18 protein-coding genes are annotated in these 16468 nt (G+C 58.5%); 1 reads left to right on the top strand and 17 read right to left on the bottom strand.

Annotated features, from left to right (window positions below; genetic code table 11):
• Positions 1-33: 33 nt before the first annotated feature.
• From ACKTS9_RS12445 to ACKTS9_RS12370, 16 genes are all read right to left on the bottom strand, one after another.
• On the bottom strand, positions 34-732 hold the full coding sequence (locus ACKTS9_RS12445) for a zinc metallopeptidase (protein WP_349214901.1): 699 nt from the start codon (positions 730-732) through the stop codon (positions 34-36).
• A 168-nt stretch (positions 733-900) separates the two neighbouring features.
• Positions 901-2436, bottom strand: coding sequence for an FGGY-family carbohydrate kinase (locus tag ACKTS9_RS12440; RefSeq protein ID WP_407881143.1), 1536 nt, complete (start codon positions 2434-2436; stop codon positions 901-903).
• 27 nt (positions 2437-2463) lie between these two features.
• The gene (locus ACKTS9_RS12435) at positions 2464-3255 is read right to left on the bottom strand and encodes an HAD family hydrolase (RefSeq protein ID WP_349214899.1); all 792 of its coding nucleotides are present in this window, start codon (positions 3253-3255) and stop codon (positions 2464-2466) included.
• 28 nt (positions 3256-3283) lie between these two features.
• Positions 3284-3925 carry a class II aldolase/adducin family protein gene (locus tag ACKTS9_RS12430; RefSeq protein ID WP_349214898.1) on the bottom strand — a complete coding sequence of 214 codons (642 nt, stop codon included), beginning with the start codon at positions 3923-3925 and terminating at the stop codon, positions 3284-3286.
• Between the two features lie 8 nt (positions 3926-3933).
• Positions 3934-4596 carry a ribulose-phosphate 3-epimerase gene (locus ACKTS9_RS12425; RefSeq protein WP_349214897.1) on the bottom strand — a complete coding sequence of 221 codons (663 nt, stop codon included), beginning with the start codon at positions 4594-4596 and terminating at the stop codon, positions 3934-3936.
• 3 nt (positions 4597-4599) lie between these two features.
• Positions 4600-6120 (bottom strand): FGGY-family carbohydrate kinase, encoded by a 1521-nt coding sequence (locus ACKTS9_RS12420; protein ID WP_407881139.1) that lies wholly within the window; start codon positions 6118-6120, stop codon positions 4600-4602.
• A 57-nt stretch (positions 6121-6177) separates the two neighbouring features.
• A complete protein-coding gene (locus tag ACKTS9_RS12415; protein ID WP_349215075.1) occupies positions 6178-7008 on the bottom strand; it encodes a BtpA/SgcQ family protein in 831 nt (276 codons plus the stop codon).
• Between the two features lie 60 nt (positions 7009-7068).
• Positions 7069-8130, bottom strand: coding sequence for an SIS domain-containing protein (locus ACKTS9_RS12410; RefSeq protein ID WP_407881137.1), 1062 nt, complete (start codon positions 8128-8130; stop codon positions 7069-7071).
• A gap of 42 nt (positions 8131-8172) precedes the next feature.
• A complete protein-coding gene (locus tag ACKTS9_RS12405) occupies positions 8173-8898 on the bottom strand; it encodes a GntR family transcriptional regulator (RefSeq protein WP_349215077.1) in 726 nt (241 codons plus the stop codon).
• A complete protein-coding gene (gene frlD, locus ACKTS9_RS12400; RefSeq protein WP_349215078.1) occupies positions 8898-9692 on the bottom strand; it encodes a fructoselysine 6-kinase in 795 nt (264 codons plus the stop codon). Before frlD (ACKTS9_RS12400) ends, ACKTS9_RS12405 begins: the two co-directional genes overlap by 1 nt.
• A gap of 20 nt (positions 9693-9712) precedes the next feature.
• Positions 9713-10447, bottom strand: a complete 735-nt coding sequence (locus ACKTS9_RS12395; RefSeq protein ID WP_407881134.1) for a GntR family transcriptional regulator — start codon at positions 10445-10447, stop codon at positions 9713-9715.
• Positions 10448-10451: 4 nt separating this feature from the next.
• A complete protein-coding gene (locus tag ACKTS9_RS12390) occupies positions 10452-10877 on the bottom strand; it encodes a secondary thiamine-phosphate synthase enzyme YjbQ (protein ID WP_349215080.1) in 426 nt (141 codons plus the stop codon).
• 26 nt (positions 10878-10903) lie between these two features.
• Entirely contained in the window at positions 10904-11755 is an 852-nt protein-coding gene (locus ACKTS9_RS12385) for an amidohydrolase family protein (protein WP_407881131.1), read from the bottom strand.
• Positions 11756-11822: 67 nt separating this feature from the next.
• Complete coding sequence (frlC, locus tag ACKTS9_RS12380; RefSeq protein WP_407881129.1) at positions 11823-12656, bottom strand: fructoselysine 3-epimerase; 834 nt, start codon at positions 12654-12656, stop codon at positions 11823-11825.
• Positions 12657-12688: 32 nt separating this feature from the next.
• Positions 12689-13522, bottom strand: a complete 834-nt coding sequence (gene frlD / locus ACKTS9_RS12375) for a fructoselysine 6-kinase (RefSeq protein ID WP_407882120.1) — start codon at positions 13520-13522, stop codon at positions 12689-12691.
• A gap of 112 nt (positions 13523-13634) precedes the next feature.
• A complete protein-coding gene (locus ACKTS9_RS12370; RefSeq protein ID WP_407881126.1) occupies positions 13635-14033 on the bottom strand; it encodes a hypothetical protein in 399 nt (132 codons plus the stop codon).
• On the opposite strand from ACKTS9_RS12370, the gene ACKTS9_RS12365 reads away from it, so the two are divergent.
• Positions 14032-15576: a Na+/H+ antiporter NhaC family protein gene (locus ACKTS9_RS12365; RefSeq protein ID WP_349215084.1), complete on the top strand. Its 1545-nt coding sequence runs from the start codon at positions 14032-14034 to the stop codon at positions 15574-15576. The genes ACKTS9_RS12370 and ACKTS9_RS12365 overlap by 2 nt on opposite strands.
• A gap of 130 nt (positions 15577-15706) precedes the next feature.
• Here the strand turns inward: ACKTS9_RS12365 and ACKTS9_RS12360 are convergent, their stop codons facing one another.
• On the bottom strand, positions 15707-16465 hold the full coding sequence (locus ACKTS9_RS12360) for an SDR family NAD(P)-dependent oxidoreductase (RefSeq protein ID WP_349215085.1): 759 nt from the start codon (positions 16463-16465) through the stop codon (positions 15707-15709).
• Between the last annotated feature and the right edge of the window lie 3 nt (positions 16466-16468).

The following is a 16468-nucleotide window of genomic DNA, read 5'->3' as shown; positions in this document are numbered from 1 at the left end:
GATGCCCGCCCGGTTTTGTTTTTCAGAGAACGCTTAATCCCGCCGGCGGCCGCCGAACAGGAGGATCAGCCGCAGCAAGTTGGCCAGGCTGACGATCAACGCGGCCACATAGGTGAGGGCCGCGGCGCTCAGCACACTGCGCACCCCGTCGTGCTCCTGGGGCGTGACCATCTGGTACGCGTCCAGCGTGGCCAGCGCGCGCCGGCTGGCATTGAACTCCACCGGAAGAGTGATGAGCTGAAACACCGTGACCAGGCTGAACAGCAGAATGCCGAAACTGACCAGCGGCTGCCACCCCAGCACAAAGCCCAGCAACACCAGCGGAATGGAAATGGTGGACCCGATGTTGGTCAGCGGGATGATGGCGTTGCGAATGGTCAGCGGCGCGTAACCTGTGGCGTGCTGCACCGCATGGCCTGTCTCATGGGCAGCCACACCCACAGCGGCCACCGTGCTGCGATAATACACGTCCTGCGACAGACGCACCACCCGCTGGGTGGGGTCGTAGTGGTCGGTGAGGTTGCCGGGCACCGCTTCCACCCGCACATCGGAAAGGCCGTTGGCGTCCAAAATGCGGCGGGCCGCCTGAGCGCCGGTCAGCCCGCTGCACAGCCCCACGGAGCTGTACCGGGCAAAGGTGCTTTTGACGCGCATCTGCGCCCACAAAGCCACCAGCATGGCCGGAATGACCAGCAAAATGTAGTACCGGTCCGGCAGAAAGAAAAAGGGCACGATTCCAAACTCCTTTGCAAAAGCGCTTTTTGCGCCTTCTTTTTTCTATAGTATGCCATGAATTTGTCAAAGAAATGTGGAGAAGAAAAAGACAATACATGAACAATCCCGTTTTTGTAAAAAAAAACCGGCGCCTTTTTCAGGCGCCGGTTTTCGGTCTTGTGAAGCTTACTCCGACAGCTCGTGGGCCAGATCCTTGGTGGCCTCGTACAGGCGGTCGTAGATGCTTTGGAACTTCTTATATTTTTCGTGGTTTTCCATGTTGGGCTCATAGCTCTTGCCCGGCTTGATGAACTTGGTCAGGCTGGCAAAATTCTCAAACCCGTCGTAATGCACACCCAGCGCCGCCATCATGGCGTCGCCGAAGCTGGCGCCCACGGTCACGGCCGGCGTGCTGATGGTCTTGCCGGTGATATCCGCCACGATCTGCATCCAGGCGGGGTTCTTCACGCCGCCGCCCACTGCGAAGATCTGGTCGATGACCACGTTGTCGTGGCTCTCCATCAGCTTGATCTGCTGGTTGACCGAATAGCCCACGGCCTCCAGCGCGCTGCGGTACATATGGGCACGGGTGTGGGCCAGCGTCAGGCCAAACAGCACACCCTTGGCGTCCGGGTCATTGATGGGGGTCCGCTCGCCTGCGAAATAGGGCAGGGTCACCAGACCGTCGGAACCAACGGGCACGTCCTCCACGCCCTGCATCATGGTCTCGTAGGCGTCGGGGCCGCCGGATTTTTCCAAAGCCAGCGCATCGGGGAACACGGTGTCCCGATACCATTTGGTCAGGCTGCCCGCGGCGTTGGTGCCGGCGGAAATATCGCACAGACCGGGCACGATGAACTGCTCGCGCCACAGCCGGTCGTCGTCCACCAGCTCTTTGGTGCCCAGGATCATGTAAATGGAAGAGCCGAACTGAACCATCATTTTGCCCGGTTCCACCACGCCGGTGCTGATGGCCTCAGCGCCGGAGTCATCGGTGCCGGTGATGACGGGCGTTCCCTCGGCCAGGCCGGTCTCGGCGGCGGCCTGCGCGGTGACGTAGCCCGCGATGTCGTTGGCTTCCTTCACCACGGCCAGCTGGTCCGGACGGCAGATGGGCGCGCACAGTTCGGGCACGGGCTGCCAGGTCTCCTGGTCATACAGCGGGTTGAAGCTGGCCAGACCCAGGAACCGGTCCACCACGTACTCACCCGTCAGTTTGGCGGTGATGAAGCTGGACCCGGTCAGGAATTTGTGCGCCTTGGCGTAGACCTCCGGCTCCTTGTTTTTGATCCACAGGATCTTGGGCATTACGTCGCTGGAACACAGGGGGCGGCCATACCATTTTTTGATCTGCTCTTCCCCGTACATCTCGGTCAGCTGGGCCATCTCGTCGGTGGCGCGGGCGTCAATGCCGTACAGGATGGCCTTGCGCAACGGCCGGCACTGCTCATCCACGGGCAGGCAGTCCGCGCCCAGGGCGCTGGCGCCCACGGCCTTCACGTCTTTGGGGTCCACGCCGGATTTCTCCAGCAGCGCCCGGCTGATGGTGCAGAAATCGCCCCACCAGTCCTTGTCGGCGTCATGCTCGAAATGGTTGGGCTTGGGGTTGGTCATGGCGTGCTCGGTGGCATGGGTGGCGATGATGTTGCATTCGCTGTCGATCAGCACGCCCTTGCTGGAGTTGGTGCCGGTATCAATGCCCATGAAATACGCTTTGCTCATAAAAACCCTCTTTTCTGTTTGTTTTCGTCAGGAATGGAGAAGGAACTTCTCCACAATGTCCGCCACGGCGTCGTGGTTGTTGTCGTGGGGCGTCACATAATCTGCGGCGGCCTTCACCTGCGGCAGCGCGTTCTGCACGGCCACGCCCACGCCCGCGTTTTGGATCATTTCCAAGTCGTTGTTGTAGTCGCCCGCGGCGATCACCCGCTGCACGGGCACCTGCAAAAGCTGTGCCAGGCGGGACAGGCCCTGCCATTTGGTGATGCCGCCCGGCATGATGTCCACGCAGCCCGGTTCCGAATGCACGTGCACCAGAGGCAGCTGCGCCTGGTCGATGAAGCGGCAGATGGGCCCCCGGTCCGCTGTGGCCATGAAGCCTTCAATGCCGGTCAGGGGCAATTCGTCCGGGCTGTGGAACAGCACCGGCGTGACGCCCACTTTTTCCACATAGTCCAGAAGTCCCTGATCCCGCCGGTTCACGGCCCAGTAAAGGCCGCTGACCACGTGCAGGATCCAGTCCTCCTGCAGGCAGCGCTGCGCCAGCGTGCGGGCGGCATCCGCGTCCACCAGCGTATTGGACAGCACCGCCCCGTCGGCCGTGCGCACCAGCTTGCCGCCGTTGTTCAGCACCAGATAGTCCGCGCAGCGAAAATCTTCGCCCAACGGCAGCATATCCACGTCCCGCCGGCCGGTGGCAAAAGCCACCGCATGCCCGGCGGCCCGGGCGGCGGCCAGCGCCTGTTTTGTCCCTTCGCCCAGACGGCCCTGATCGTTGCAGGCGGTGCCGTCCAAATCCAAGGCCAATAAACAGAGCTCCATCCTATGCACTCCCTTCCTTGATTTTGGCTCAGGGTTGCCCATAATAGCCACGCTCTGCGCTCTCCTCTGCAATCTGGCGCTCGGATAACTCAGGAATGGAACGCCCAGTACTCATCGCAGCCAGATATGTTTTACTGGCTTCCTCCAAATAAACAGCGGCGGTCAGTGCTTGGTCGATGTTTTTTCCATACGCCATAACACCGTGGTGTTTCAAAATAACCGCCAGAGCATCCCCCGCATATTCCACGGTGGCAATCCCCATGCCCTCATCCGAGCTGGGTGTAAACGGCGCCACCTTTACTGCGGAGTGCACTTCATCAATAATTGTTACTAGGGTTGCCGGCAACTCGTCACATACCAAACTCACTGCTGTGGCATAAGGCTGATGTGTGTGCAGAATAACCTGAATATCCGGACGGTGTGCAAAAACGTACAGAATAGCATCTTTATCGCTGGTGGGGCGCCGAAATCCCTCCACCGTGTTCCCTTGCGCATCAATCAGTACAATATCATCCGTGGTCATAGTGTCATAGCTCATAGCAGAAGGCGTAACCAAAAAATTACCGCATGGCATACGCATGCTTACGTTGCCGCCGCTAAGTACCACAAGGCCGTAGCGCTGCATTTCCCGGGCACAGTCGATTAATTGCTGCTTTTCCTTTTCGTACATACAGATTCCTAAACCTCCTTGTCGGCGTATTCCTGTACCAGCCGACGTATACGATGATAGGCGGCTACTGGGTTCGGTGCCTGGAAAATCGAGCGGCCAATGACAAGTCCGTCCACCCCAGCCGTCACGATTTCTTGTAAATTGGACTCGTTTACGCCGCCATCTATCCAGATTTCAGTTTCCGGGCGCAGAAAGGCTTTCGCCGCACGTACCTTTGCCAGTACTCCGGAACGGAACGGCAGGCCGTCGTAATCCGCTTCGACACTTACAAAGATAACGTAATCAAGCTGGTCAACATAAGGTAACAGTACCTCGGCGGGTGTTTTAAGATTCAGCGCCAACCCACAGTATCGAGCGCCGTTTTTCCGGGCAGCGCTCAGGAACAGGCTAGGGTAGGGCAGCGCTTCCACATGCGCACAAATACGTTTTACACCACACGCACAAAGCGCCTCCACATAGTCGCACGGATTCAAAACTTCCAAATGCGCATCCAGCGGTATATCCGTACGGCCCGCAACCGCCCGCACAATATCCATGCCGAAGCTGATTCCCCTTACAAAATTTCCGTCGTCGATATCCAAGTGCAGATTTTCCAAGCCACGCAGCGCATCAAGCTGTGCGCCCAAGTTCAGTAAATCTCCCGACAAAAGAGAGGGACTGACAGTAAACAACGTTCATTCCTCCTTTTTCGGTGTGTGGAATAAATCCAAAGCCATTAAAGCGCGCTCAAACATTGCGAATTTTTTCGCGTAGTGCCGACTATACTCCGGCCTCGGGCAAAACAGCTCGCCTACCTGTACCATGTGCTCCACGGCATCCTCAAGCGAACCGAATACTCCGCAGGCAACGCCCGCGCCCATGGCTGCCCCCTGCGCACTGAGCTGGCTGCTTTTCAGCGTTTCCACCGGCATCTGCAGTACGTCTGCCATCATTTGCGCCCATACGCGACTTTTCGCAACACCTCCGGATAAGCGTGCAACCCGGTAATCAGATACCGGCCGCTGCAGGCTTTTCACGTGAAACATGGTGCTAAACACTACCCCTTCATAAACCGCTTGCAATATATGATTGCGGTCATGGTAGCTGGTCAGGTTCAAAAATGCCCCTTTTGCATCCGGGTTAGTCGCAGAACTGAACAGATATGGCACAAAAATAATATCATTGTCGAACGGGTCAGTTTTTTCCACCAGAGTATCACATTCCTGATAAAGCTGCTTTCGGGGAACTCCCGGTCTATCCGGCTCGAGAAACTTTTCTACAAACCAGTCAAAATTACTGGCCGAGGTTGGACTGGAATCCTCCACCAGAAAATACCCTGGCAGGAATGAGAGTGTCACGGTATTGGCATTTTTTTCATAATTCGTATTGACGTTTTTCTTCAGATACTCATTAATAGACCACGTGCCCGCAATCAGGCACAACACGCTGTCGTCCAATACGCCGCTCGCCAACGCACCGGCATCTATGTCAAAGTAGCCCCCTGCCACAGGTGTGCCCTCGGCCAAGCCGGTAGCGGCTGCCGCCTGCGCGGTGACATACCCGCTAATCGCTGTGCTCTCCAAGCAGGGTGGCATGAGCCGCAGACAGTCCTCAATGCCAAGTGCCTTAAAAATATTCGGATCAAATTGCCGTGTGTACAAATTCAGCAGGCATCCCGAGGACGCGTCTGTAACCTCACACGCATATTCGCCTGTCAAGCGGAAGCGGATATAATCCTTGATTGAAAGGCAGTGAGCGCTTTTCTCCAGTACACTGGGTTGATGTTCCTTAAACCAGGGTAACAATGCCGCCGGCTGGGCAGACCATATTGTCTGGCACGTCATAGGATAAATCTCCCGCTCTGCACCGTTTTCTGCGAACCGGTCACAGTAGGCAGCTGCTCGATTATCAGTAGAGATAATACAGTTATAGGTAGGCTCCCCATTTTCATCAACCAAACACAGGCCGTTTCCGTACCCGGTCAGTCCCACAGCAAGAATATCCTTTCCGCACGCACCAGCCTTTTCCAGTGCTTCACGGATGACGGCGACGTTGGCTGTCCATACCTCCAGTGTGTTGCGCTCCGTATAGCCGGGTGCAGGAATGGAAATGGGAAGGCGACAGGCCGCAACCGATATTTCACGGCCTTTCAAATCAAACACTGCACACTTGATTTCCGAACCTCCATTATCAATACCCATCAAATAACGACTCATAGGAGTACTCCTTTCAAGTGGGCGTCGGCCATGCCGACGCCCACATTCCATCAGCAGTTACAGTGTTTCACGGAATTTATAGACCACTTCCATAAACTCTCTGACGCGGTTTACATCCACGCGCACATTCTCCAGCCGATCATTCTCCAGCTTGCCGCCCTCCTTGAAATAGGTCCCCACTACGGCCGCGTCCGCACTGGTCAGCTTGCGCTCAATGGTATCGGGGCGGCAGCCCGTGTTACACAGTACTACAACCTCCGGCGCAGCGGCTTTCACACTGGCAATCAATTCGTCGTCCACATCCTGCCCGGCGGCATTTGCTGAGATACACAGTCCGTCCGGATGCGCTTTGAAAATAGTGGATTTCGCAATGTCTGCCAGCGGGCGGGTATCCAAGCTGCGGTCAGACTCCGGGTTGATGAAATACAGCATTTTTAAATCGTCCAGATGCAGAGCTGCTCTGCGGCGCTGCAGAGAGGAGAAGTCGTTGTTGTACAAGCCACCGTCGCCTACGTACACGCCCGAGAACGTGCCGCGGATGAACTTTGCATCTACAGCCGCAGCCAGTTCAATGGATGCCAGACCGTCCGAAATACAGTCCACGCCGTAGGGCACACGAATCTCTGCCTTCAGTTCTCCAATCACGCGTGCCATGGCAGCAGGTGTCACAAAACTCATCTGACGCTCATAGGGCAGGCTGAACTCATTGGAAACAATAATGCCGTCCACACCGCCATCCTGCAGTGCATGCAGGTCCGCACGAGCATGCTCCACAACGCGCTCCATAACATCGCCGTAATGAAACCGCGGATCCCCGGGAAGCGCGTCCAAGTGCAACATGGAAATAATAGGTTTTTTAACGCCAAACATTTTTTCAGTCCACAACATAGGTGTATCTCTCCTTTATAAAAGAGGGCCGCCTCGTTCCGGCGACCCAGCGCATTCAAATTAATATTCAAACTGACGATAGTAGCGGCGGATGGACAGCGGATGACGCAGGAACAGCTCCATGTAAGCGTCCACGCGGTTGTTCACGCCGTGCATGACCAGATGCGAGATCGTGCCGCGGAATTCGGGGCTGATGCCCTCCAGCGCAAATTCCTTGGTATCGATGATGGTGTAGTTGCCGCACACTTTGGGCAGGAAACGCGCCACACGCTCGGCCAGAGGACGCTGCTCGTCTTCGCCCATGAACAGGGTGACAGGCGTATCCCACACGATGATCTCCTGCATGCCGTGGAAGAACTCCTGGCAGGTGATGGACTTGGTGCGAATCCACATCTGCTCCTCCCAGTAGCACATGGCGTAGGAGTAAGTAGCGCCCCACTGGTTGCCGGAACCGATGTAGTACCGGGGCAGATCCGGATGCTCATGCGCCTGGGCTACACAGCGCTCGGCATAGTCATAGGCCCATGCGTCGGACTGCTTCTCCACGTCGGCCAGCACCTGCGCCAGATGGGCCTCCATCTCTTTGTTGTAGCGCTCGTACTCGGCAAACTCGCCGTTCTTGTACATCAGGTAGTTGGCAACCATGTAGAATTTCAGCTGCTCGTTTTTGGGATACACCACCAGATAATCCTGTTTGTCGGGCTGGGTCAGCACGCTGCCCGGAGTGTCGATGAAGCTGAACACGCGGCCGCCGATCTCGTGCACACGGTCCACCAGTTCCACCATCTCTTTGGTGTTGCCGGAAACAGAGGACAGGATGACCACGGACTTATTGGTGAAGCGCTTGTTGCCGGTGGTCAAAAACTCGGCTGCGTTCTCCACATACACCGGCAGAACCGACCGGCCGCGCATGTACACTTCCACCTGCATGCTGGAGGCGTAGGTGCCGCCGATGCCGATGAAGTAGATGCCGTCAAAGCCTTCGTCCCAGATTTTGTCGATGATCGCTTCGATCTGCGGACGCAGAGCCAGCGCGCCGTTGACGCTGTCCACTGCTTCCTTCTCGTCAAAGCTGCGCAGGCACGCGCCCTTTTTCTCGTTCCACATTTCACTTGTCACCATAGTTCATACACTCCTTCTTGAAATTCAAAGACATTTGTCCGTTCAGGTTTGGAAACGCACGCTGAAGCTGCATTTGTCGCCCCGGGTATAGTTGCGCGAAAACTCGATGACGCGGTCGTTTTCGTCGTAGCTGGTGCACTCGAACAGCAGAACCGCCTGGTCTGCGTCGGTACCCAGCATCCGGGCGTCCTTCTGCTCCAGCTGGGCCAGATCCAGCGTCTGTCTGGCGCGGGCCAGATGGACGCCGTAGAAATTGTACACTTCGTACAGGGAAAAAATCGAAAGATCGATGCCTTCCAGCTTTGGCACGATGTTTTGGGGAATGAAGATCTCCTCCAGCGAAAGCGCTTCGCCGCCGGCGTAGCACAGCCGCTTGACGTAGTAGATCTCGTCCTCGGGGTCGATGCCGAACAACAGGCCGTACTTGCGGCCCGCTTTGCGCAGCACCTTGGTCAGCACCCGGGTGGACGGCTCCACATTTTTCTCCAAAATGGTCTGGGTGAAGCCGTTCAGACGGTCCAGATCCCGCTTGATCTTGGGACCCAGCACGTAGACACCCTTGCCCTGCACCCGCTTGAGCAGGCCTTCGTGCACCAGTGCGTCCACCGCACTGCGCACGGTCAGCCGGTTGATCTCATACTGTTCGGCCAGGTCGTTCTCCGAGGGGATGGCTGTGCCCAGCAGATACTCCCCTTCCTCGATCTTGGTCCGGATGATCTCACGCAGCTGCAGGTAGATGGGTGTTCGGGGTTCGGTAATGCCGGCCATTACCACGCACCGAAGTAACGCAGAGTCTCGGTGGAATTGGCCGCGCCCTTCTTCATGCAGTCCTCAATGGGCAGGCCTTCCACCAGGCCCGTCAAAAAGCCTGCGATGTAGCTGTCGCCGGCGCCCATGGTATCCACCAGATCTTCGCAGGGCACAATGCCGAACTTGTGGAACGTCTCGCCGTCAAAGCACAGGCTGCCCTCTTCGCCCAACATGGCGATGACCAGCTTGGGGCCCTGGCCGTGCAGGACCTTCATCAGTTCCCGCAGGGTCTCGGTGTCGCCGTCGTCCGAGGAGAAGAACAGATAGTCCGTGTGGGGGATGGCCGTGCGGCTGGCCTCGTCGCCCGGGCGGGTGGCGCAGTCAAAGGCGGTCTTGACGCCCATGCCCTCCAGCCGGCCGAAGAACCCTTCCACCTTGCCCCACAAGTCGCACACCACCACGTCGTGCTGGGCGATGAAGGCCAGGTCCTCTTCGCTCAGGGTGTAGTCGGTCAGAACGCCCTCGTCGTAGTCGCCAAACACGCGCTCGCCATCGATCAGCTGCACCTGAGAAACCGCGGTGCCGCCCTCTTTCACGTGCATGTGGGACACATCCACGCCCTTGCCTTCCACGGCCTGCCGCATGATGCTGCCGTACTCATCGCTGCCCACGGGCCCGATGTAGGACGCCTGGCCGCCCAGACGAACAGCGTACACCGCCATATTGACGGGACCGCCGCCGGGGTAGGCCTTGCCCCCGTCCACGTTGTTGTAATAGTCGATGCAGTTGCTTCCGATGGCCGCAAGTTTCATAAGATCTCTTCCTTTCTGTTTCAGCGGGTGAGCACGCTGGAAAATCGCACCTGATCCGCGCGCACCACAGATTTAAAATATTCCACGGGTCGGTCGTTGATATCGCTGGACACGCCGGACAGATAGAACACCGGCTGTCCCTCTTCCATATTCAGGCGCTGCGCTTCCTCCTCGGTGGTGTAGGTGATGCCCACCTCTTCCCGGCCGTGATGCACGCCCACGCCGTAGCACTCCAGCACGGAATACAGTGATTCTTCGCAGAAATCGTACCGTTCCAGATAAGGATAACGGCTGTAGTCCACGTAGCTGTGCTCAATCATGAGGGGCACCCCGTCCACCACGCGCAAACGGCGCAGGTAAAAGACGCTGCTGCCCTCTTCCAGCTGCAGTTTTTGGGCCACATGGCGGTCCGCCTTCAGGATCTGGCGGTCCAGCAGCCGGGTCTCCAGCACGCGGCCGGCCAGATACACCGCTTCGGACACGGACATGGCGTCCTGCAAATCACGCTCCAGCTTGGGCGGCGCCACAAAGGTGCCGGAGCCTTTTCGGTTGTACAGCTTACCTTCCACGATCAGCCGTTTGATGGCGCTGCGCAGAGTGGTGCGGTTGAAATTCCACATGGAGCACATATCCCGCTCGCTGGGCAGCTTTGCGTGGGGCGGCAGCTTTTTTTCCAGAATGTAACACTCGATGTGTTCGGCGGCTTCGTCCCGGGGCCGGGCGTGGCCGGACGAACCGGTCCTCGCGGTACTCACAGGGTCACTCTCCCTCTACGATGACCAGCACCGTGCGCTTGGCCGGGCCGTCAAATTCGCAGAAGTAGATATCCTGCGCGCCGCCGCGCACCATCTCGCCGTCAATGATGGGGAAATGGCAGTGGTTGCCCGTGATGTAGGCCTTCAGATGGCCTGTGGGGTTGCCCGCGGTGGAGCCGTAATCCTTGAGCATGCGGGCGTGGCTGTACGGAAAATCCTCCGGTGCCATCCGGCTCAGGAACACCTCGATGTCGCTCTCCAGGCACTCCAGGGATTCGTTCACGGTCACGCCGGTGGTGGTGTGCTTTGTCAGCACAGTGACCATGCCGTTTTTCACGCCGCTCTCGGCCACGATCTGCTCCACCTGCCGGGTGAGCAGATCCATCTCGTTGTAGGTTTTGGTCAAAATGGTAATGGGCTTGACAAACATGCGCGTTCTCCTTTCCACTGGTGCGGTCAGTCCAGCCCGCCCAGAAAATCGATGGCGTTCTGCCCGCGGATCAGATCCAGCGTGCTGTCCCGCAGGCCCAGCTCGCCGATGGCCTGCGCCATGCGGATCTGCTCGAAACGGGGGTTCGAGGAGGCGAACATCACCTGATGGCGCAGACTGCGGTCGATCCAGGTGAGGGGAACGTCCCTGGTAAAGGTCTGCACAAAGAACTCCTTGGCACAGTCGAAATACAGCGCGCCGGTATCGGCGTAGACGTTTTCGTACTTGACCATGAGCATGGCGGTCTCCCGCACCCAGGGCCAGCCGAACTGCGCCAGGCAGATGCGCAGGCGGGGATGCTTTTCGGCCACCCGCTCGAACCGCAGGGGATGACCGTACTCGGTCTGGGTATCCGGTTCCCAGGACAGGCCCGCATGGAACATCACAGGCTTGTTGTACTTCTCGCACAGCTGATAGAAGGGCTCCAGCCGCTCATCGTCCGGATAGAAGTGCTGGCGGCCCGGATGCAGCTTCAGGCCTTTCAGGCCAAGGTCCGTGAACGCGTGCTCCAGTTTTTCCAGGGCGCCCGGCGCCATGGGGTCCACGCTGGCAAATCCGATGAATTTGTCCGGCGCCAGGTCCACCAGGCGGCGGATCTCCTCATTTTCCACCACGGCGCAGCCCAGGGTGGAGGTGTAATCCGCAGGCATCAGGCACAGTTTGTCCAGCCCGGCGCAGCGCATCTGGTTGAAGATGTGCTCCAGCGGCGCGGTCCCGTTGCGGTGGATGTTCAGCGCGTTGTGGCGCATCTCCTCCCGGGCGGGGTCCTCATTGATGGGTTCAAAGAACGCCGGGTACACGTGCATATCAATAAACAATGGGCATCTTCCTTTCCTAGACAGACAGGCGCGATCCGCCCGGATCCGGGCGGATCGCTGCCACGGGTCAGAACCCGACTTCGTTCATCATGGCGCGCACGTTGTCCACGGCGCGTTTTGCATACATGCGCGGCTCATTGATATAGCCCAGCACCAGCTCCAGCGTGGCGGTGCGGTTGTATCCGATGCGCTTCAGCTCGTACAGCATCTCCTTCAGCGGCATGGAGCCTTCGCCCGGCATGATGTGGCTGTCGGTGCCCTGCTCGCCGTCGATGATGTGCATATGGTCCATCTTGTCGCCCAGCTTGTTGAAGTAGGCCATGATGCTCTCGTGCTGCACAAAGGGCGGCACCACGTCGCACATACCCACCACATAGGGGTTGTCGATGCGGCGGAACAGCTCCACCAGATCGTTGGCGCGGGTGAAGAAGTTGGACTCATAGGGCGTCAGGGCCTCCACGGTCAGCTTTACGCCCACTTTTGCGGCGTGCTCGCCCAGTTCACGGATGGTTTTTTCCAGCCGGGGCCACAGCTCTTCGTAGGTTGCCAGATAGCCGCCGTTGGCAGGGCTGGTCAGCATGTACTCGGCGCCCATCTCCTTGGCCATGTCCAGGCACAGCTTCAGGTATGCCACGGCGTCCTCGCGCTGGGCTTCGCTGCCGATCATATAATTATAAGGATAGGCGTTGTGTTCCGGCGTGTAGCCCAGAACCGGCATTTCGTATTTGTCGATCAGGCGTTTGACTTCGTTAATGTCGCCGGCCTTCAGGTCCGGTGCATAGGCGTGGGGCCGGCCGCCCCACAGCTCGATGTAATCGTAGCCGAACTCCTTCGCATCGGCAAAGCAGTGCTCCAGCGGATTGCGCTGATAGCCGGACGTAAACATACCAAGTTTCATCATTGTGGGAACCTCCTTCAAATCAAACCGTTTGTTTATTTGTCTTCCTTGACCCAAGGCTCAAAGACTTCTACTACACGGGACGCCACACCGGCGCCCTCTTCCAGGCATTCCACCAGCGGCTTGTGATTCAGATAGCCGTGCAGGAACCCGGCGATAAAGCTGTCGCCCGCGCCCACGGTGTTCACCACCTGTTTTGCGGGAATGATGCCGAAGCTGACGAACTCCTTGCCGTCCCAGGCCAGGCTGCCCTTTTCGCCGAAGGTCGCCACCGCCACCTTCATGCCCCGGGCCACTTTGTCCTTCAAAAAGTTGCGGATGAACTCATCCCGGTCTTTGTGATACGAATAGAAGCCGATGTCCACATAGGGCAGCGTGCTCTCCACCAGCGGATGATCCAGCCGGTCGGCGTAGTCGAAGCTGATCAGCGCATGGCCCCGCTCCTTGATGGCCGGCAGCGTGTTCTCGGCATTGCCCCACAGCGCGGTGTGCACCAGATCGCAGGACGCCGCGTAGTTGATGTCCTCGTCGTCGAACACGATGTTCTCCAGCACGCCCTCGATGTAATCGCCGTGCACGCGGTCGTTGCCGTTCAGCGTCATATACGTAATGGCCGTGGGGCCGTCGCCCACCTTCAGGTGGCTGACGTCCAGCCCTTCCTCTTTCAGCGTCTCCAGCATCCAGCGGCCGTTTTCGTCGCTGCCGGTGGTGCTGATGATGGCGGTGGGAACGCCCAGCTTCTGCAGGTTCACGCCGGTGTCCACCACGTTGCCCGTGGGATACTTCCGGTCTTTAAACACACGGCCTTCGTGATCCGTGTACTCGGTGTAATGGTCGATGCAGTTATCACCAATCGCTGCTGCTCTCATCTTCACAAATCCCTCCTGGTCTGTTTTCATGCAGAACTTGTTAATTAAACAGATATGTGCATGGTTTTTTTAAACCACTTCACCCATAGTATAACGCGGCCCCGAATCTGCGTCAATGGAACGGTTGACCGAAAAAAAAGAAGGTTTTTCGGTGGAAAAACCAAAAACTGGTTTGGTTTTCGGCCGGCAAATGGACCATCCGGCCAAATGGTTTAGTTGCTTTTTTCAAAGTGGTCCAATTTTTGTTGAAGTCATGTAGAGCATCCCGGAAAATCTGGTTGTTTTCCCGAAATTCCGGAAAGATGTCACTTTTCCGTTGCAGTAAGAGGGGAATCAGTCTATAATGAAAAAAAATTTTGTCATTTGGGGAAAATGCACGAAATACAAGCTGCGCTTTTGTATCTTCTGTTCTTCCCGGCTCATTTTTTTGTTGCAGACGCGTGCCGCGCGCTTGTAAATAAACGGTGAAAAGCGATTTTCGCCCAAAAAGCATAGAAAGGGATGTTATCATGGACGTCGTCTATGCCGGTTGGCTCTCACTGCTGCCGCCGGTCCTTGCCATTGTATTGGCACTCATCACCAAAGAGGTCATTTCCTCACTGCTCGTGGGCATTCTGTCGGGCACCATCATCTACACCGCCATGGCGGGGCTTCATCCCCTTATCGGCCCGGTGGACACTTTGTTCGACACTGCGCTCAACAGCATCGATCTGTACATTCTGCTGTTCTGCTTTTTGCTGGGAGCGCTGGTACATCTGGTCACGCTGACCGGCGGATCCAACGCATACGGCGAGTGGGCCAGCAAACGCCTGCGCACCAAGCGCTCGGCCCTGTTGGCCACCAGCGCGCTGGGATGCCTGATCTTCATCGATGACTACTTCAACTGCCTGACGGTGGGCACGGTGATGAAGCCCGTGACTGACCGGTACAATATCTCCCGGGCAAAGCTGTCGTACATCATCGACTCCACGGCTGCGCCCGTGTGCATCATCGCCCCCATTTCTTCCTGGGCGGCAGCGGTCAGCAGTTACATCCGGGGCACCGGAAGCTTTGACAGCGACTTCATGGCTTTCTGCGCCACCATTCCTTTTAATCTGTACGCATTGCTGACGCTGGCCATGGTGGTCATTCTGAGCGTCAAGGACATGGAGTTCGGCCCCATGGAAAAGGCCGAGCAGCACGCGCGCCAGACCGGCGACATCGGCGCGGTGCAGACCGAGGTCACCGATCTGCCCAAGGGCCAGAAACAGGGCCGTGTGGCGGACATGGTGGTGCCCATTGCGGCTCTGATCGTGTTCTCCATTTTGAGCATGCTGTACATCGGCGGCTTCTGGGGCGAGGACCCCGCGTTCCGCTATCAGTTCACCGCGGCCCTGGGCAACAGCGTGGCGGCCGAGGCGCTGTGCTGGGGCTCGCTGGGCGCGCTGTTTGTGGCGTTCGTGCAGTATGTGCCCCGCCGCCTGATGTCCTTTAAAGAGTTCATGAAGGGCGTCAGCACCGGCATGAGCAACATGGTTTCCGCGGCCACCATTCTGGTGCTGGCCTGGACCATCAGCGGCGTGTGCGGCCTGCTGGAGACCGACGTGTACGTGAAAGACGTGATGGTTGCCAGCAGCATTCCCGGCGGCCTGCTGCCCGCCATTGTGTTTGTGGTGGCTGCCTTCCTCAGCTTCGCCACGGGCACGTCCTGGGGCACCTTCGGCATCCTGATCCCCATCATCATCCCGGTGGCCTCCGCCATCAGCCCCCATCTGCTGATCGTCTCGCTGGCTGCCACCCTGGGCGGCAGCGTGATGGGCGACCACTGTTCCCCCATCTCCGACACCACCATCCTGTCCAGCACGGGCGCGGGCTGCGAGCATGTGCAGCACGTGTCCACCCAGCTGCCCTACGCGCTGCTGGTGGGCGGCTGCTGCATCGTGGGCTACCTGGTGGCCGGCTTCACCGACGGCAACGTGTGGCTGACCCTGCTGGCCGGTGTGGCGGCGCTGCTGGTGCTGATGACGCTGCTGCATCGCCGCTCGGTGAAAAAGGAAGCGGCGCAGAAGAGCTGAACAGCCGTCTTCCCTGTTTGAATCCAAACCACCCGCCCGAATGGGGGCGGGTGGTTTTCTGTTGGGACAAGACACAAACGCCCCCGGCCGCGCCGGGGGCGTTTGCAGGGGCCGGGGCATGCGCCGCCGGTCACCCGTTGTAATTCTCTTTTTCGTTGTAGGAGGACAGCACCGCGCCGTATCCGCAGTGGGCGCCGCCGGTGATGGGGATCACCGCGCCGGTGACGTACCGGCTGGCCGGGCCCAGCAGGGCGACCATAAAGTCCGCGATGTCCTCTTTTTCCGCCACGTAGCCCAGGGGCACCTCGGCGCCCTCCAACCGGTAGCTCTCCTCCACGGAAATGCCCGTGAGGCGCTCTTTTTCAATCAGCGCCCGGTCCGTCATGGGCGTGCGCACGTAGAACGGGCACACGGCGTTGATGCGCAGGCTGCGGGGCGGGGCCGCCAGCTCCCGGGCCACGGCTTCCACAAAGCCGGCCACGGCGAATTTGGAGGCGCTGTACGCCGACTCGAAGCTCACGCCCCGCATGGCCGAGGCCGAGGCGATCACCGCAAAGGCGCCGCCGGGGTTCATGTGGGGAACCAGCTGCTGCACACAGTTGAAAATGCCGAAGGCGTTGGTGCCCATCAGATCGTTCCACTGCTCCACGGTGGTCTGCAAAAACGGCGCCTCGGACCAGATGCCCGCGCACAGAGCCACCGCGTCCAGCTTCAGGTCCTTGGGGAACCGGGCAATGCCCGCGCGCACGCTTTCCACGCTGCTCACGTCCACGGCATCGGTCTGGTCCAGAATGTCCCAGCCGATCACCTGGTAGCCGGCCTTCTGCAGCGCCTCGTAGGTGCCTTTGCCCATTCCGTTCAAATACCCTGTCACCAATGCATGTTTCATGAT

The organism is Owariibacterium komagatae, assembly GCF_045865535.1.
Lineage (GTDB): Bacteria > Bacillota > Clostridia > Oscillospirales > Ruminococcaceae > Ruthenibacterium > Ruthenibacterium komagatae.
This window is presented reverse-complemented; position numbering and strand designations above follow the sequence as displayed.